14 protein-coding genes are annotated in these 19,325 nt (G+C 37.3%); 3 read left to right on the top strand and 11 right to left on the bottom strand.

Annotated features, from left to right (window positions below; all coding sequences use genetic code 11):
- Positions 1–272: 272 nt before the first annotated feature.
- The 6 genes from L1999_RS09850 to L1999_RS09825 all read right to left on the bottom strand — a co-directional run bounded on the left by L1999_RS09850 (position 273) and on the right by L1999_RS09825 (position 8,522).
- Positions 273–2,240 carry an acetate--CoA ligase gene (locus tag L1999_RS09850; RefSeq protein ID WP_235743375.1) on the bottom strand — a complete coding sequence of 656 codons (1,968 nt, stop codon included), beginning with the start codon at positions 2,238–2,240 and terminating at the stop codon, positions 273–275.
- 444 nt (positions 2,241–2,684) lie between these two features.
- A complete protein-coding gene (locus tag L1999_RS09845) occupies positions 2,685–4,208 on the bottom strand; it encodes an ABC transporter substrate-binding protein (RefSeq protein WP_235743374.1) in 1,524 nt (507 codons plus the stop codon).
- Positions 4,209–4,510: 302 nt separating this feature from the next.
- On the bottom strand, positions 4,511–5,509 hold the full coding sequence (locus L1999_RS09840) for a LacI family DNA-binding transcriptional regulator (RefSeq protein ID WP_235743373.1): 999 nt from the start codon (positions 5,507–5,509) through the stop codon (positions 4,511–4,513).
- Between the two features lie 165 nt (positions 5,510–5,674).
- Complete coding sequence (locus L1999_RS09835; protein WP_235743372.1) at positions 5,675–6,736, bottom strand: apurinic/apyrimidinic endonuclease family protein; 1,062 nt, start codon at positions 6,734–6,736, stop codon at positions 5,675–5,677.
- A 4-nt stretch (positions 6,737–6,740) separates the two neighbouring features.
- Entirely contained in the window at positions 6,741–7,202 is a 462-nt protein-coding gene (locus tag L1999_RS09830) for a C-glycoside deglycosidase beta subunit domain-containing protein (protein ID WP_235743371.1), read from the bottom strand.
- Between the two features lie 570 nt (positions 7,203–7,772).
- Complete coding sequence (locus L1999_RS09825) at positions 7,773–8,522, bottom strand: DeoR/GlpR family DNA-binding transcription regulator (protein WP_235743370.1); 750 nt, start codon at positions 8,520–8,522, stop codon at positions 7,773–7,775.
- Positions 8,523–8,738: 216 nt separating this feature from the next.
- On the opposite strand from L1999_RS09825, the gene tkt reads away from it, so the two are divergent.
- The 3 genes from tkt to L1999_RS09810 all read left to right on the top strand — a co-directional run bounded on the left by tkt (position 8,739) and on the right by L1999_RS09810 (position 13,357).
- On the top strand, positions 8,739–10,727 hold the full coding sequence (gene tkt / locus L1999_RS09820; protein WP_235743369.1) for a transketolase: 1,989 nt from the start codon (positions 8,739–8,741) through the stop codon (positions 10,725–10,727).
- Positions 10,728–10,750: 23 nt separating this feature from the next.
- The gene (gene fsa / locus L1999_RS09815; protein ID WP_235743368.1) at positions 10,751–11,419 is read left to right on the top strand and encodes a fructose-6-phosphate aldolase; all 669 of its coding nucleotides are present in this window, start codon (positions 10,751–10,753) and stop codon (positions 11,417–11,419) included.
- Positions 11,420–11,803: 384 nt separating this feature from the next.
- Complete coding sequence (locus L1999_RS09810) at positions 11,804–13,357, top strand: ABC-F family ATP-binding cassette domain-containing protein (RefSeq protein ID WP_235743367.1); 1,554 nt, start codon at positions 11,804–11,806, stop codon at positions 13,355–13,357.
- 182 nt (positions 13,358–13,539) lie between these two features.
- Here the strand turns inward: L1999_RS09810 and L1999_RS09805 are convergent, their stop codons facing one another.
- The 5 genes from L1999_RS09805 to L1999_RS09785 form a co-directional block, all read right to left on the bottom strand.
- Positions 13,540–14,499 carry an ABC transporter permease gene (locus tag L1999_RS09805; protein ID WP_235743366.1) on the bottom strand — a complete coding sequence of 320 codons (960 nt, stop codon included), beginning with the start codon at positions 14,497–14,499 and terminating at the stop codon, positions 13,540–13,542.
- Positions 14,500–14,513: 14 nt separating this feature from the next.
- The gene (locus tag L1999_RS09800; protein ID WP_345790886.1) at positions 14,514–15,971 is read right to left on the bottom strand and encodes a sugar ABC transporter ATP-binding protein; all 1,458 of its coding nucleotides are present in this window, start codon (positions 15,969–15,971) and stop codon (positions 14,514–14,516) included.
- A 207-nt stretch (positions 15,972–16,178) separates the two neighbouring features.
- Complete coding sequence (locus tag L1999_RS09795) at positions 16,179–17,147, bottom strand: ABC transporter substrate-binding protein (RefSeq protein ID WP_235743364.1); 969 nt, start codon at positions 17,145–17,147, stop codon at positions 16,179–16,181.
- A 969-nt stretch (positions 17,148–18,116) separates the two neighbouring features.
- On the bottom strand, positions 18,117–18,833 hold the full coding sequence (locus L1999_RS09790) for an ATP-binding protein (RefSeq protein WP_235743363.1): 717 nt from the start codon (positions 18,831–18,833) through the stop codon (positions 18,117–18,119).
- Positions 18,833–19,324: an ECF transporter S component gene (locus L1999_RS09785; RefSeq protein ID WP_235743362.1), complete on the bottom strand. Its 492-nt coding sequence runs from the start codon at positions 19,322–19,324 to the stop codon at positions 18,833–18,835. Before L1999_RS09785 ends, L1999_RS09790 begins: the two co-directional genes overlap by 1 nt.
- Between the last annotated feature and the right edge of the window lies 1 nt (position 19,325).

Raw genomic sequence — 19,325 nt, 5'->3', positions numbered from 1 at the left:
TTAATTGATTGTTATTAACTCTCGAAAACGCCCTCTTGTACACGCGCTCGTTGGTCATAAAAAGGCACTTCCTTTCAATTCCACCTTTATTCACCATCGCACGATAACGCGATGCCTACCTAATTATCTCCCATCGGTGATTTACCAGTAGCACAAAATGACAAGTAATAAGGCCAAAATTGTGAATACCGTTGCAAACACATTAGGTAACTACCTACATCCCATTCAAAATCTTTTATAATAAATGTATTAATTCAATTGACTTATCAAAATTACTTTACTGTATACCTTTCATTAATTATCGTCTGAATTTGCGCTACTGTTGCTGGATCTTCAAGTCCTGTGATGTCTCCTGAAACATGTCCTGACATAAAAATTTCCTTTAATAAGCGGCGCATGATTTTTCCGCTAACTGTCTTTGGAAGTGTTTCTGTGAAAATGATTGTTTTGGGCAGAGCAATTTTTCCGATAAGCTGGATAATCCGTTCATTTATTTTTTCTTTCAATTGTTCTGTCCCTAGCGAAGTATCATTTACTCGGGCAAATACGAGAGGTACCTCTCCTTTAATTTCATCCGGGACACCAATGACAGCGGCTTCAGCAACCCCTTCACATTCAAGCACTGCACTTTCAATTTCCATTGTACTTAAGCGATGCCCGGCAACATTGAAAGCATCATCAGAACGACCAACGACCCATACATAGCCATCCTCATCAATGAGAGCCAAATCACTAGCAAAATAGCTGCCTTCGACTTGGCTAAAATAAGAGGAAATGTAGCGCTCAGGTTCCTTCCATAGCGTGCGGCAAAGCATTGGAAATGGCTTTCTAATAATTAAATTCCCTAATGTCCCCGGTTTCACTGGATTTCCCTCTTCATCTACTACTGCAATTTCAGCCCCTAAAAATTGCTTTCCGGCTGATCCAGGTTTCATTGGGGTTAACCATGCTGCACCAGCAATTGGACAACCGGCCGTTTCCGTTTGTCCCCATGTATTATTGACACATATCTTTTTCTTACCTAGTACTTCATATGTCCATTGCCATGATTCTGGATCAAAAGGTTCACCAACTAGGGAAATGACATCCAGGCATGATAAATCAAATTGATCCAAAACCTTCTCCCCCAGGCTCTTTAACATTCGCAATGCCGTTGGAGCGGTAAACAATTTATTGACACGGTATTTCTCAATCACCTGATAAAATCTGTCCTTTGTTGGATAGTCCATTGCGCCTTCATATACGACCGTGGTGACCCCATTTGCTAGAGCACCCGCAATGCCCCAAATATGCATCGTTAACCAGCCAATATCCGCCGTACACCAGAAGACATCGTCATCATGATGATCCATATGATATTTGCTATAGATGTAATTTTGGGTGACAAAGGCCATACCCGAGTGAACAACGCCCTTTGGCTTACCTGTTGTACCGCTTGTATAGAACACAATTCCATACTCATTCGCATCTAGCCTCTCAGGTTCACAATGGATACTTGCCTTTTTTGTTAGTTCCTCCCACCAGAAATCGCGTCCTTCTTTCATTATGATTTCCGTGTTTAGGCGATTTACCACAATCACCGCTTCAATAGAGGGAATATATGGAATGACCGCATCCACTTTTTCCTTCAAGCCAACCTTGTTTCCCCTTCTTGTGGTAGCATCCGCCGTGAGAATAATCTTTGGCTCAAAGCTAACAAGTCGGTCCTTCAAAGACTTTTCAGAGTAACCTGAGAATACGGTATTGTAAATAGCCCCAATCCGAAAGCATGCGAGAACAGCAATTATGGCTTCGGCCAAATTAGGAAGGAAAATCGCCACACAATCTCCTTTTTTCACACCGAAGGAACGAAGGACATTAGCAAAACGATTCACTTCAGCTAGCAGCATATTATATGTAAAAAACTTCGTGTCTCCGTTTTCTCCCTCCCAAATGAGAGCCGTGCGATTTCCAGCACCGTTTTCAACATGGCGGTCGAGTAAGTTAATACAAGGGTTACTAATACCGCCTTCAAAAAAACGAAAATCTGGAAGACTTCCACTGATTGTTTTTCGCCAAGGTTCATACCAAACTAGTTCTTTTGCGACATCGTTCCAAAAAGCTTCGGGATCTTGTTGGGATTTTTGAAGTAGTTCTTGAAAGGCTTCACTGCTCCCAATTGAGGTATTTGATTGTTTTTCTTGACTTGGATTAACCAGTTTACTTTCTGCAACTACTTTTAAAATTCCACTAACATCCATCTGAATCCCCCTATAAATGAAATATAAGAAACCTATCTTAGTTGTCGTTTTCATCTGTTGCACTATTGAAAAATCAAAACACTTATCCTTCATATATATTCATATATAAGCCAAGTTATAGAGAAAACTAGGACAAAATTTATAGAAAAATATAACTCCCTTTTAAAATGACTAGTGAATGAGTTAGGTACACAGTTTATGAAAACGCTTTTATTTTTTGATATCAAAAAATCGCCGCAGATAAAATTGGCATCACTTCCTTCCACAATTCTATAAATAGTAACACCAATAAAAAATTAACATAAATATTCCGAATTTTCAATACATTACCAAAGAAGAAAATCATTCTAGTATTCTACTATAAAAAAGAGAGCTGTAACCCCTGAGGCTACAGCTCTTCTCTTTTTGCACCGTCAATTTCCACGCCTAATTAAGTCTAACATCTTATTTATTCTGTTTTTCCCACTTTTCAAGTTGCTTTTGCTTTTCTTCAATAATCTTATCAATACCGGCAGCTTTTAGTTTTTCTTGGAATTTTGGCAATTCTGTTTTTGGATCAACCATACCATCTTCCAATGCGCCCTTATACTGATTTATAACGTTTGATACGGCAGCAATTTCTGTTTTCACCGGTGAAGAGTCAAATAAGAAACCAAGAGCTTTGGATGCTTTTGCGTTTTTATTAAAGGAATCCATCTCTTTCCAAAGATCAGGAGAGTCACCTTTCCAGATATAGGATAAAAATTGATTACCGAATTGAAAACCTGAATTTAACCCATAACCTGTACTGTTTGCATCAACACCCTGCGGGTAATCAATCACACCGGTGTCTGTTTTCACATAATGTTTTCCTTCAATTCCCCAATCAATCAAATTGACTAAATCCTTATCGGAATACAATAAGTTAAGTAATTCCACGGATTTTTGAGGATTTTCTGCAAACTGTGGAACTGCCCACATAAAACTAGTTACTTTTTGAGTGTCGGTTGAGACTGGTGTTAATGGTACACTTACTACTTCTGATCCAACACTCTTTGATACTTGACCATCAATTCCCGGTTTTGAACTTCCCATGAAGGCGAATATTTTTTTTGCCTTCATTAGGGATTCTGCGGATTCCTTGTTTGTAGCTGCACCAGGTAAAATATATCCTGCTTTGGACCACTTTCTTGCCACTTTTACTAGTTCTGAATATTCGTCAGACTGGTAATAATTACTAACCTTTAATTGGGATGAATCTAGAAGCACACCAAGATTATCCCCTAGCGAATCACCCTCTGGAAGAAATAGTCCATCAACAATTGTTGCAGCCCCAACTTGTCCAGGCATTAATGGAGAAACCCCAGGTTCATTTTCTTTAATTGTTTTTAAAACGGCTTCTACGTCATCTAAGGATTTTATTTTACTGCTATCGATCTTATATTTATCTACTAAATCTTTTCTCATGATTAGACTTCGATTTCCAGCCAAATCTCTTATTGATGGAATACCGTAGGTTTTTCCGTTAATTTTACCCGCATTGATAAATTTTTCTCCAAGAGAAACAGATATACCTTTCCCATATTTTTCAATCAATTGGTCTAATGGGAGAAGCTGTCCCCTTACAGACTGCCCAGAATAATCTAGAAAACCTGGTATGTTACCTGTAATAAGTAGATCTAGTTTTTCTTTACTTGATAACATCAGATTCGTTTGCTGTGTATATTGACTGGCATTAATAGGCAGTAATTTAACTGTTGCGTTAATTTTTTCTTTCGTCAATTTATTAATTTCAGTTTGAACCAATGCCAAATCCTTTGGCGGAGGACCAAATGCCAAAAAGGCCATGGTTAATTCGACTGTTTTGCTATCTTTATTAGCATTTTGATCTTTTTTGTTTTCACTTGAGGTCTTGGTGTTGTTACTACAGGCAGCTAGAAGGATCATGATAGAAATAATGATAGAGAAGAAGCTGTATTTCTTTTTCATTTTTTACCCCCATAACTAATTATTTTTTATCCTTTTGATCGTCTAAGCTATTAGGAACTGCCACCCCCCTGGATTGAAAGCGTTTTATGCAGCTTTACATCTAATATATCATCTGGTTTTCAGTAAAACAATATGTTATTTTCAGTTTTTTCATAAATTTTCACGGTATTTTCTTTTGATTTCATCTTTTTTTCATTGTTCTCAGAAAATAAAAGCAAATGAATTCACTAATTATTAAAAAAAAAAAACTGGATAAGAGATATATCCAGGCTTTTAATCATATTTAATTAAGGTTTGATTGATTATGAAACGGTTGATCCTCGTTTAAGAAGTTTATGTTCAATTAATACTCTTCTACCCGTAGAAATTTCACCTTTGATAATACTTTCAAGCATTCTCATTGATTCGTACCCAATTTCATAAAAAGGTTGATCAACAGTTGTTAGCTTTGGATTGGTCATTTCCGAAATTTCTTGATTATCAAAACCACATACGGCAATATCCTCAGGAATTCGATAACCAGCATCTTTAAACGTATTTAAACAAGCTACAGCCAAATTATCGGTTACACAGAAAACACTATCAAATGGAATTTGTTGTTCCATCAATTTCATCGCCGATTGGGCACCGCTCTCATAACTGTTGTCACTATACTTCACTAACTGTGGATTAAATGGGATACCGTTGTCTTCCAATGCTCTACGATAACCTATAAATCGATCTTTTGAAAAGTTTGTGGAAATACAACCTTCTCCCTCTTCAATTCCCATACCAACAAAAGCAATCTTTCTTTTTCCTGCCTCAATTAAATGAGAGACTGCATGATAAGCAGCATTTACATCATCTACGGTAACTGCATATGCATTTGGGATAGAGGTATACTGGCTGCATTGCACAACTGGAAGGGTATCACTTATTTCTTGAAGCTCTTGTTCATTAAATAGCATATTTAAAATGATTAACCCACCTAATTGCCCTTTTGGTAAGAAGCTCCAGGGTTGTGAGTTTTTTGCTTCACTTGCATGATAGCTTATCATGATCTCATAACCATGTTGTACTCCAAAATCCTGTATTCCAGCAATAATATCATGAATGATAGCTGCTGCAAGGACAACAATTACTTTTTTTTCATTACTTTTTTCAGTTCGGACGGTGGTTTTAGGAACATATCCAAGCTCCTCAATCGCTTTTAATACTTTATCTTTTTTCTCTTTTGTTACTATGTAATTACTATTTAAAACACGAGAAACCGTTGCAACAGATACCCCTGCTCTCTTCGCAACATCTATAACAGTAACCATTTTATCACCTGTTTTTCTGTAAATAACTCAGGCTTTTTCAGCCAGCTTTGAACTTATAGTACCACAACACTTTCCAGTTATAAAGGTTGGATTTCAATAACGATTATTTGCAAAAAAATAGAGGCCCATTTTCAAACGGCCCCCTCATGGTATGATCAATACATCCTATATCTCTTCACCAATTAATCTTGAAAGCATCTCCTGGTGACGTCTTACTTGGTCAACCTCATCAGCCAAAAACTCAATACCTCTATCTTGCTGATCTCTTTGTCCTTCATATTCAGAATTGATATATCCCTTGAATCCATTTTCCTTTAAATATTTAATAGGAGTTTCATAATCAATAGCTAAATCTTCATAACATCCTGGTTTACCTGGTATTTCTGTCATATTGTAGAATTTCCCATGCATACTTACGATGTATGGGATAATATCTATAATATCTTCAGGATTTGCTGAAGATTCATGGAGACTCATTCTTTCAATCGTTCCCGGATCAATTTTATGAGTAGGATATTTTTCACTTAATACTGTACCAATATCGTCTAAACTATAATTTTTACTGTTTTCTAAAAGAAAATCAATCGCTTCCGGAATATTTGCTTGTCTCTTTGCATAATCAATGGATACTTGAGATGGTGAGTGTTGGAAAATCCCAAAATCAGGTACTAATCCAACATGTTTACTTCCAGTACGATTTGCTAGTTCAATAATTTGCTCTGACATTCTAAAATCAAGGGCTGATGCCATTCCTGTTTTAGGTTGTACCCTTGTTCCTGGCTTAATAGGAAGTGGTGCATGAATTTCTTTTCCAATCCTCACATTATATTTTTCTGCCGTTTCAAGTGCCATCTCAATTACTTCTATTGGTACGAGACAAAGCGGACGCACATTTTTAAACCCTAATTTAGCAGCAATTTTTATATCATTTTTTAATCTTTCTGCCGCCTCTCTATGAGTCATAATATGATCCCTAAATTGGTGTACATCTAAATAGACATCCATTGTGACTGCATTCATATTATATCTTGCCATTTCATTATTCCAATCAAATATAAACTGTTCAGATGGAAATGGATAATCTCTAATAATGGCTTCATCAATAATCTCAATACCATCTGTTTTAAGATGTTCGTGAACCTCCTTAATCATATCCTTCCAGTTCATTTGTTTAAAAAATTGAGCTTGCTGATAACTATATAGTGAGACCCCTCTTTTAATAGACATACGATCATCTCCTTTCCTGTAATTCTAAATTAAATGAACAAATATTTGCTGTTTTACCTGAACCTGCCCCATATCCCGGAACAGGTGGATTTTTTAACCATTCTTCATCCCATGGCATATAACCATATGTTGCTAGAATCGATTGTTGAAACATAATAGTATGCAGACCAGGTGTTAACCCACCTTCTTTTTCGACATAAACATACCCTTCATCATCATAATTCCAATGTTCCCAAACGCACTTTTTAATTTCTTCAAAATCCCTTGGCTCTTTACCATTTATTTCAAATGTTTGTACATCTTTTGGATATTCGACCCCATCACATTCAATATAATATCCATTGTGCAATGACAAGAAACAACCTCTATAATCTGCTATACGGACTGCAAATTTAAATCCTATCGCTTTATCATCCTTATATACATTTTCAAGACTATCTTTTCTAATTAAAAAATTATCAAACATTATTATTCTCCTTTCATTTTAACTATTTTTCTATCTATTTTGATTTTACCTTATCATTTTCAGAAAATAAATATACTTTTCTTCTTTTTACATATATTTTCATTATATTTTTTCTTTTATTACACTTAGATTTTACTTTTTAGGTTAAAAATTAGATGCAATTCTTTATCATAGCATTATGACCTGGTTCAAATAAAAACCCTTGCAACGCAAGGGTTCTTCTGCTTTTTCCAAACTATTTAATTTAGTAATTTGCCAACAATCGAACAAACTTTAAGTTAAACAGATAATTCTACGGTAATCTGAGCATAATCCTGAAATTAAAGATATTTTATGTAAAATTTTTTCATGAAGGCTTAGAAAACAAAAAATACTGTCATATTGTTTTAGATAATCTTATAATGGTATTCTTTGCTAATAATAGGACTTATTTAGAAAAGGGTATGCCTAAATTAATGGAGGCATACCCTTTTCTTGATTAATAATTGATTAAGTTGATAGCGAATCTTCTTTTCTAGGACTTTAATGCATTCCTATTGTCCCCTCAAAGGCATAGGTGCTTAACTATAGTCAAATGATTTCAATATCGAATTCCATATACTTATTTAAATTATGACTTAGTGGACCGTCTTCCGTAATTAAGTAATCAAGTTCTGAAACAGGGCCCACTAAGTAATTGGAAATGGTATTAAGCTTACTTCTTGTTACCAAGGTGGCGATTTTATTTGAACTTTTAATCATCTGACGTTTAACATGAGACTCTTCTATATGAGGAATGCTGATACCAAAATCAGGGTGCAAGGAATACACTCCTAAAAAACAGAGATCGACTCTAATGTTTTTAAGCACTTCAATGACATCTAATCCGACAGTGACAAAAGATTCCTTAAAAAAGGTTCCACCCAAAAGGATGATATCTGTATTGGGATGTTTTGATAACGCCAAACTAATAGAGGGACTATTCGTGATAATGGTCCCTTTAAACTCCATTGGAATTTCTTGAGCCAGAAAAAGATTGGTTGTACTTCCATCTATTAAAAGAACTTGTCCATCTTTAATCATCTTAACCGCTTTTAAGGCTAACTCTTTTTTTGCATCTATATTTTCTTCCGTTCTTTCAGAATAGGTTAAAGCGCTCGCAGATACCGGAAATGCCCCGCCGTGTACTCTTTTAAGAAGACCTAATGAATCCATTTCTCTTAAATCTCGTCTAATGGTGTCCTCGGAAACATCCCATTTTATGCTTAATTCTTTCGCAACGACTTTCCCCTCTTTTTCAAGTATTTTTAAAATTTCGCTTTGTCGTTCTTTTCTAAGCATAACAGTGCCAGCCTCCGTGTTTTTGCATGTTTTTTCTTATATTATATAGTTTTTTCTTGAATTCACCAATTTTTTTCAAAAAAACGGCAAATTTTTTCTTGTTTTTTCTTGTTTATGGAGATAAAATATTCTCAAACACGGAAAAACTAGCATAAAGAAGCAAAAACAAGAAAATTGTTACCTATTTTTCACACGAAATTAAAGGAGGAAAAAAAGATGAATAATAGTATTGAAACACTAGCTGTAAATACAATTCGTACCTTATCAATTGACGCAATCAATAGTGCTAATTCCGGTCATCCAGGCCTGCCTATGGGGGCTGCTCCAATGGCCTATGCACTCTGGGCGAATCATCTAAATCATAATTCTGCCAATGCAAAATGGTTTAACCGGGATCGATTTATTCTTTCTGCAGGACACGGATCTAGCTTGTTATATAGTTTGCTTCATTTAACTGGGTACAATGTATCTTTAGAAGATTTAAAAGGTTTTAGAAAGCTTAATAGCAAAACACCTGGTCATCCTGAATTTGGTCACACAGATGGTGTTGAAGCAACCACTGGGCCTTTAGGACAAGGGATTGCCAATGCAGTCGGAATGGCGATGGCGGAAGCGCATTTAGCTGGAAAATTCAATCGGGATGGACACTCTATAATTGACCATTATACATATGCTTTAGTGGGCGATGGAGACTTAATGGAAGGCGTCTCTTATGAGGCCATGTCTATGGCCGGTCATATGAAACTAGGAAAATTAATTGCATTATATGACTCCAATGATATTTCTTTGGACGGTGAATTAAACCTTTCCTTTTCAGAAGACATTCAAAAAAGAACAGAATCTGCTCATTGGCAATATTTACGAGTAGAAGATGGCAATGATGTGGCTGAAATCTCAAAAGCTATTACCTTAGCAAAACAAAATACAGAACAACCAACCTTAATCGAAATTAGAACCACAATCGGTTTTGGAAGTCCCAAAGTGGCAGGAACAAACAAGGCACATGGTAATCCACTTGGAGCAGAAGAAGCCCGTGCAACTAAACAGGTATATGGCTGGCACTATGAAGAGGATTTCTTTGTACCAGAAGAAGTTAAAGCCCATTTTGAAGAGCTAAAACAAAGAGGAATGGGTCAAGAACAACAATGGAATGCATTATTCCAGTCTTATCAAGAGGCATACCCTGAATTAGCAAAAGAACTGCAACAAGCGATCACGGGAGAAGTTTTAATTAATGCGGAAGACATCCTGACATTTGAAACAGGTAAAACCATCTCAACTCGTGTAGCCAGCGGAGAGGCTATTAACCATTTTGTCAAATCAGTTCCTTCTATTTTTGGAGGAAGTGCGGACCTTTCCCACTCCACCATGACAGATATAAAGGAAAACGCAGCATTCGCAGTAGAATCATTTAGTGGACGGAATATCTATTTTGGTGTCCGGGAACACGCAATGGGTGCGGCTGGCAATGGTTTAGCTCTTCATGGCGGGGTAAAACCATTTGTTAGCACATTCTTTGTTTTCAATGATTATCTCAGACCCTCCATTCGTCTGGCAGCCTTGCAAAAGCTTCCTGTCACTTATGTATTTACGCATGATTCGATTGCGGTTGGTGAGGATGGACCAACTCATGAGCCAGTTGAGCAGCTAGCCTCTCTTCGTGCTATCCCAGGGCTAACCGTCATTCGCCCATCAGATGCAAATGAAACAGCAAGCGCTTGGGCATATGCACTAACAAAAACAGATGGTCCAGTTGCAATGGTGCTGAGCCGTCAAAACCTGCCTGTATTCGAAGAAACACAAGCGGGCTTAGACAACCTTTCAAAGGGAGCTTACGTATTAACGCAAACAAATGACCAGCCAAAGGTTATCCTGATTGCAACCGGTTCGGAAGTGTCATTAGCCACTAACGCAAAAGCTGAACTTGAAAAAGAAAATGTATCGGTTCGCGTCGTCGCTATGCCAAGCTGGGAATTGTTTGATCGTCAACCGAAGGAGTATAAAGAGCTTGTCCTCCCTGCTTCTATTAAAAAGCGTGTGGCACTCGAAATGGGTATCTCTCTTGGATGGGAGCGTTATGTAGGATTAGAAGGCAAAGTATTATCCATTGAAACATTCGGTGCTTCAGGAACGGGCGCTGCTGTTATGGAGCTATTTGGATTTACGACTGAAAATGTGGTTCGTACGGCTAAAAGTCTACTATAATCTTAAAATGGAGGAAAAATACGATGAAATTATTTATTGATACTGCTAATCTTGTAGATATTAAAAAGGCTTATAAAATTGGTGTTTTATCAGGTGTTACAACTAATCCTTCCCTAGTTGCAAAAGAAGGTGTAAAATTCGAAGACCGGATTGAAGAAATCTGCCAGGCGGTTCCAGAAGTAGAGTCCGTTTCCGCTGAAGTAACTCCAGATGCCCTTACTGCTGATGAAATGATTGCCCAAGCTGAAGAGCTTATTAAAATTAACGGCGGAGATGAAAAAATCACCATCAAGCTTCCGATGACTTTAGCTGGCTTAGAGGCTTGCCGTTATCTTGCCGATAAAGGTGTGAAAACAAATGTCACCCTTATCTTCACAGTAAACCAAGCACTTTTAGCAGCTCGTGCCGGTGCAACGTATGTATCTCCATTCTTAGGCCGCTTAGATGATATTTCTGAAGACGGTGTCCAATTAGTATCAAAAATAGCTGATTTGTTCCGCATTCATCATTTTGACACACAAATAATTGCAGCATCTGTTCGTCATCCAGATCATGTAACTCGTGTAGCAATGGCAGGTGCACATATTGCAACCATTCCATTTTCAGTCATTGAGCAAATTTCTAAACATCCACTAACTAATCAAGGAATTGAAAAATTTGCTGCTGATTGGGAAAATACTCTTAAAAACTAAGTGAAACAAAAAACACGACATGTTTATCCTAAAGGGTTCTCTTAAATAGTTCACGGGGATAAATTGACACATGAAATGGCATGCGAATTGACGCATGCCATTTTTGTTATAGTATAAATTAATAGAAAGATAGTAAGACTCAACCAATTCTTTCATTTTTTGTACAGTTATTACCAAATGGGAATAACACATATCTTGCCTCCAGGTTCGGTTGTATAATAGACTTTTATCCAATTTATATACACCCAAGTTATTTAAAATGGGACATATTTCAATTTGGCCCAAAGATAAAATTACATTTTTCAAAAAAATAACTTCTAGATAGAAAAAGCAGCCAAAATCTAGTAAGATATCCACATATGATATTAGATAAGGGGTTAAATAATGAGTGTATTAAACGTACAAAATTTAAGCCACGGTTTCGGTGATCGTGCGATTTTTAATAATGTGTCGTTTCGACTTTTAAAAGGAGAACATGTTGGACTAGTCGGGGCAAATGGTGAGGGTAAGTCTACTTTCATGAATATTGTGACTGGGAAGTTACAGCCCGACGAGGGAAAAGTGGAATGGTCACGAAAAGTTCGTGTTGGTTATTTAGATCAGCATGCTGTACTTCAAAAAGGTACAACAATGCGTGAAGCTTTAAGTTCTGCTTTTCAATATCTTTTTGATGCTGAATCAGAAATCAATGAACTTTACGCAAAAATGGGTGATGAAGGTGCTGATATCGATGCATTACTTGCAGAAGTTGGCGAGCTACAAGAAACTTTAGATAGTAATGATTTCTATCGAATTAATGCAAAAGTTGAGGAAGTTGCTCGTGGTTTAGGATTAGACGATGTTGGACTCGATCGAGATGTAGATGATCTCAGCGGTGGGCAGCGTACGAAAGTTCTGCTAGCTAAATTGTTGCTAGAAAAGCCTGAAATCCTATTACTAGACGAGCCTACGAACTATTTGGATGAACAGCATATCGAATGGTTGAAGCGCTATTTACAGGAATATGAGAATGCATTTATCTTGATTTCACATGATATTCCATTCTTGAACAATGTTGTTAACTTGATCTATCACATGGAAAACCAAGAGTTGAATCGCTATGTTGGTGACTATGATAACTTCTTAAAAATTCATGAAATGAAGAAGCAACAGCTAGAGTCTGCTTACAAGCGTCAACAACAAGAAATTGCTGATTTGAAAGATTTCGTTGCTCGTAACAAGGCAAGTGTTGCGACTCGTAATATGGCGATGTCTCGTCAGAAGAAGCTCGACAAAATGGAAGTAATTGAATTAGGGAAAGAGAAGCCGAAACCAGAGTTTAACTTCAAAGAAGCTCGTGCAGCTAGTCGTTATATTTTCACGGCTGAAGACCTTGTTATTGGTTACAATGAACCACTTTCCCGCCCTCTGAATTTGAAAATGGAACGCGGGCAAAAAATTGCATTCGTAGGTGCAAACGGTATTGGTAAGTCAACACTTTTAAAAAGTATTCTTGGGCTGATTGATCCAATTTCCGGTAAAGTGGAACGTGGTGAGTATCAACACATCGGTTACTTCGAGCAGGAAGTGAAACAGGCCAACTACAACACTTGTATCGAAGAGATTTGGAGCGAGTTCCCAAGTATGAATCAGGCTGAAGTCCGTGCTGCTCTTGCAAAATGTGGATTAACGACGAAGCATATTGAAAGTAAAGTCGAAGTCCTTTCTGGTGGCGAAAAAGCCAAAGTTCGCTTGTGTAAAATTATTAACACAGAAACGAATTTATTAATTCTAGACGAACCTACCAATCACTTGGATGTGGACGCAAAAGAAGAATTGAAGCGTGCTTTAAAGGCATATCGCGGAAGTATCTTGATGGTATCCCACGAACCTGATTTCTATCGTGAAATTGCGACTGATATTTGGAATTGTGAGGATTGGACTACGAAAGTGTTTTAAATGAAAATTAAGGGGTACCCAATGAATAATATTTCACTTGGGTACCCCTATTTATTAACCATCCAAAATTTTTAATAAAGTTATACTTTTAGATTTCTTAAAAAAGCTCATGCGAATTAAATTTTAGAATTTATTAATCCAGAAGGTTACTCTACAGGCTTTTTATTTGAAATAGAATTAATTTAAGTTCTGCTTCGTAATCTATCAAGAAGTACGGCAATAACAATTACGATCCCTTTTACAACTTGTTGCCAGTAATAATCCACGTTAAGTAAGGTCATTCCATTCGTTAACACGGCCACAATCAAAACCCCAATGATCGTTCCTTGTATACGGCCACGTCCCCCTACAAAACTAGTACCACCTAGTACTACAGCTGCTATTGCATCTAGCTCAAATCCTATTCCTACCATAGGCTGCCCTGAAAACAAACGTCCTGCCATTACAACGCCACTAACACCAGCCAATAAGCCACTGATGGAATAAACATGAATCAGGGTGCGATTCACTTTAATCCCTGTAAGATGTGCAGCCTCTTCATTACCGCCAATAGCATAAACATGTCTCCCGAACATCGTATACTTTAAAACGACTATCATGATGATATAAACAATTGCCATCACATAAATAGGCGTAGAGATCCCCAGAATTTCACCTGCTCCAATGAACTTGAACTGCTTTGATGCCAAAACTACAGGATATCCGCCGGTTATAACATAAGCCAACCCCCTCAGGTAGGTCATACTTCCAAGCGTCACGATAAAGGCTGGCAACTTAGGTACAGCTGTTAAAAATCCATTAATAGCCCCTGCAACATATCCTACAGCAACTCCTGCTAACATAGCGATAACTGGAGGAGTTCCGGCATTTGATAGTAATACAGATATAACACTGCTCAATGCAAGGGTTGAGCCTACCGATAAATCAATTCCTCCTGTTAATATCACTAAAGTCATCCCCGCTGCCAGAATGGCAGTGATTGAACTCTGCTTTAGTACGTTTAAGATATTACTTGAGTCTGTGAAATTCGGTGCAAAAATAACCATAACTATAATTAATAAGGCAAGAATGATAACCATGCCCAGCTGGTTAAAAATCTGTTTTGACCGTTCCTTGAATGAAACTACTGATGGACTTGACATTTGTAAGTTTGTATTCATTGTTTAACCTCTCCTGTAGCATAGTACATGATTTTTTCTTGTGTAGCTTCCTCACGAGATAGTTCAGCTCTTAGTTTCCCCTCATGAACCACTAAAATTCGATCACTAACTCCTAAAACTTCTGGTAATTCAGAAGAAATCATCAATACAGCAAGCCCTTGTTCTGCTAATTTAGTTATGATTTTATGAATCTCAGTCTTTGCACCTATATCTACACCTCGGGTCGGTTCGTCAAGCAGCAGAACTTTAGGACCAATAGATAACCATTTAGCAATAACAACCTTTTGTTGATTTCCTCCGCTAAGGCCCATAACATTTTGTTCCTTTGATGCCGTTCTTACCCCAAGTTCTTTAATGTATCGATCCGCATCACGGTTCATTTGCTTATACTGCAAAAGTTTAAATTTACGATAGGTTGGCAATTGTGCCATCAGTATATTTTCTTTTACAGATAAGTTTGGTAATAACCCCTGTTCTTTCCTGCTCTCAGGAACGTGAGCAATGCCAAGTTTTATTGCGTCAATAGGATTTTTTATATGAACCTGTTGGCCATCCAAAATGATTTGACCCTCTGACAGTTCGGATAGTCCAAAGATTGTTCTTACCAGCTCAGTCCGTCCCGCACCGACAAGGCCTGCTAAGCCTACAATTTCACCAGGGTAGATTTTTAGTGATATGCCCTTTACAATCTTCTTGTCAGAGACATTTTTTAACTCAAGGACAGGTTTTTGTTCAGACCTATCAATACTTTCGACTCTTTCTCTTACAAATAGCTCATTTAACTCTCTTCCTACCATAAGTTTTACTAGATTCTCGGGATTTGTAGCTGAAATTGGCCCACTTGTAACCCAATGGCCGTCTCTAAGAACTGTAAAGCGATTTGAAATTTTAAAAATCTCATCCATGCGATGAGAGATATAAACAATAGCTACGCCTTTTCTTCTTAATTCTTCAATGATGCCAAAAAGCTTTTCTATTTCTTTATCTGTCAGAGATGCCGTCGGTTCATCCATAATTAAAATCTCAGAATTAAGTGATAAAGCTCGAGCAATTTCTACCATTTGTTGTTGGGCCACACTTAAGGTGGAAACATCCGCTCGAGGATCCAGGGAAGATCCTATGGATTTTAAAACTTGGGCAGCTTTTTTATAAATATCATTCCAATTTATTAGGCCCAGCCTATTTTTCTTAAATGATGTCCCCATCATAATATTCTCACCAATAGACAAATTCGGTGAGAGGCTTATTTCTTGGTGAATAACACTGATCCCCTTATTTCTTGCCTCCATTGGATTATTCCAATGTACTTCTTGATTTTTATATTCAATCGTTCCTCCATCAGGCTGGTACACACCAGCCATGATCTTCATTAAAGTCGATTTTCCTGCTCCATTCTCCCCCATCAAGGCATGAACTTCCCCTTTATAGAGTTCGATATTAACGTTTTGCAACACCTTGACACCGGAAAATTTCTTCGTAACTGCCTTCATTCTAAGGATGGGTAACTGACTCTCTGGTAGATGACGATTTATTTGTTCTTGAACCTGAAATACTGCCATTAGTGCCACTCCCTAAATCTCTTTTTAAGCCCTATTTTACTAGGATACAAATATAGTGCTCCTAATCAGCACCATATTTTACCTCCACTAGAGGGAAATCAATTACCAGCCACTATAGGAATCAACATTTTCTTTAGTGATAAATTTAGTTGGAATAAGAACTTTTGAATCAACTTTCTTTCCATCAATGACTTTTAATGCTAAGGCAACACCATCAATAACCATTTGATTCGGGAATTGTGCTGAAGTACCAGCAAAGCTTCCGCCTTTTTTCAACGCATCAACCGCAGAAGGCGCACCGTCAACACTTACGACAAAGAATTCTTTTTGTCTACTAGCTTGTTCTTGAGCAATTTGTACTCCGACAGCCTCTTCATCATTTATTGTAAATACTGCATCGATTTTTTTGTTTGCTGTTAGTGTACCTTCCATTACGGTAAGAGCCTTTTCACGATTACCCTCACCATTTTGTTTAGCCACAACCTTGATATCTGGATATTTTTTAATTACTTGGTTAAAACCTTTAATTCGGTCTGTCACTGCTGAAACAGGAGGTCCATCAATAATAACAATATTACCTTTTCCATTAAGTTGTTTTACAAGGTACTCCGCAGCTAATTTACCTGCTTGAACGTTATCAGACATAACCACTGTGTCAATGCCGCCTTCTGCAAATCCATCAAGAGCAACAACCGGAATACCTGCTGCCTTTGCCTCACTTACTGCACCAGCAATACCTGCAGAATCAAATGGGCTTAATAATATTAAATCAACTTTTTTTGTAATAAAGTCCTCGATTTGTGCAGTTTGTTTAGCAAGATCTTGATCCGCACTGACAGTGGTTACATCAGCATTATACTTAGAAGCAACTTCTTTAGCCCCTTTAGACATCGCTACAAAGAATGGATTACTTAAATTTGGAACAGTTAAACCAATCTTTAGCTTTTTTTCAGTATTAGACATATCACTTGTTTTCCCTGGATTAGAAGCGCTTTCATTATTGCTGCATGCGCCTAAAAGGCATAAAGTTAAAATTAATATTACTATATTAAAAATTTTAAAGTTTTTCATAATTTGTAATTCCTCCCAAAAATAGTTTTGTAAAGTTATAGATACTTCTACCAAAACACAGTTCCTTGTAATAGAATCTGTCATACTGTAGAATAAAAATGAGTGCTAAAATTAGTATTAATTTTAGATATACTCAGGCGGGGTTATGATTTTGGGCTTTTATCCATTTGGTCGTGGTTGCCCTTAATCGTAACCTTTTTTGTGTTTCTTTCATTTTTCTCCCCCAAAGAATAGTTAATTAATACGATTAAAACCTCCTTCTATTATTTTCACATCTATAAGCATCACCTCCTCAAAATGATGTGGATATTCCTTTAAAACGCTTTCATTACTTCTTTTATCTGATATTAGCTCCTAAACTACGGGGGGAATCAGACTACTCTAGCATTCTTGTTTAGTAAATCTAGTACGGTCGTTATTCTTTCATACCGTACATAGCATTGGTTCCCTCCAATTCATATAAAATGCGACCTTTGACTGTTTCTAGTCACTTTTTGAATGAATTTGATGTTTTATGCTCATTTTTGATTATATGTGCTATTTTACCAATTTACAATATTAATTTCTAGATAATTGCGAAAATTTTAATATTCATTTGGTCCTAAAATTGAATGGAAGAGGAAGGTCCTTACTGGTTTCCAACTTTTTCTTTTAAGCCCACACGCATTTAACATGGCTATAGATATGTGGTATCACATGAGGTGTTGGTGAGTTTTCACTTGTTATTAAAGTTTTTTTTAGAACTCAACCAATTCTTTCAGTTTTTGTACGAGGCTGGGACATAACTAGCTTCAATAAACGAAAAAAGTGAAATCGTTACGCCGATTTCACTTTTTTCATTTTATTGGTAATCTATTCAGGTTTGCTTCAATTTTTGTACCATCAATAAAAATCGCTTCCTGTTCCCGCTATCACAAGTCTGCGATTTCCCATGCTATTTCCACCTATCTCTAAATGGATAAACTACACTTAACTCCTTATTTGGACGGAATGAAAATAGCTTCCGGTCCCTTTTTTTATTTCCTCTTCCATATTTTCCTGATAAGTAACAAGGAAACATGTAGCCGGGCCAGCGGATTTTACTAGATCAATGTCCGTGATGATTTGCTCCTTTAAAAATGTCTTGTTCTTAAACATTTGATTCAATTCAGATTGGATCCCTTTGGAACCGACCGGCCAAACCCCAATCCCTTCAAGTCTGCTAATCTTTTGAAAAATGGGTAATGGAACAATTTGATCTTCCTGTTCTATTACCTCATTGCCAACCAACGGGTTACCGATGATAGCGATTTTCGACTGTTCGTTAAAAACGATCTCATCCATTTTTCCAATCTGCTTTTTGCCAAGGACAATGATCCCAACGGCCGATTGTTGCATGGAGAAGTTGCTTTCCGTACTGCCTGTAATCGGAAGATTCTTTAATTGAAGCTCGCCTATTCCTCTTTGAATTCCACTTGTCAGTTCCTCCCAAGCTTCATTCCCGCAAAAATTGTGAAGGATAACGGAAATAGGGTCTCCTCCTGCTGCCATACATTCCATCACGGCAACTCGAAAAGAATAGTAGGCGACCGTTTCATATGATACAAAAACAAGATCATCCTTTTTCATACCAATCGCACCACTGTTATCGCTGGCAACAATGAGGTTGCCTGCCTCTTCAAACGGAAGGGTTAAAACGTTTCTCATCAATGTGCATCTCTCTTTTTCAATACTTGCTGTGTCAAGGATGAAAGTCTTGGAATTAAAATCACAGCAAGCACTGTATTTAGGAAAGAACCAATTAAAAGGGAAGGGACAATTGCAAAATAAAAGCCTTTATTCATAAGAAAAATAAACGGTACAGGAGCGATAAAGGCATTCCCCACGATAAAAACGAGACTAGCAAGGATTCTTTTGTTTTGTTTATATAAAATCCCAAAGCTCCAAACAAGTGCAGCCATTTCTACTGCAATTAACAGATGCATAGGGCCCAGTGGAAATCCTCCGATTAATGCCGAGAATAAATGACCTAACGCTCCAGTAATCGCCCCGGCTCTGACACCCAATAATGCAGCAGCTAGAAGAGCCGGTAAGGCATCCAATGCCACACTATCAATCACAGCAGGAATTTTGATGCTTGCTCCAACTGCCGACAGTGCAATCATCAAGCCTAGCAAGCTAATCGTTTTTCCCTTCAAT

The sequence above is a fragment of the Neobacillus drentensis genome (assembly GCF_021560175.1).
In the GTDB taxonomy this organism is placed as follows: Bacteria; Bacillota; Bacilli; order Bacillales; family Cytobacillaceae; genus Neobacillus; species Neobacillus drentensis_A.
Note: the sequence above shows the minus strand (reverse complement) of the source record. Positions and strands in the feature narration are given on the sequence as shown.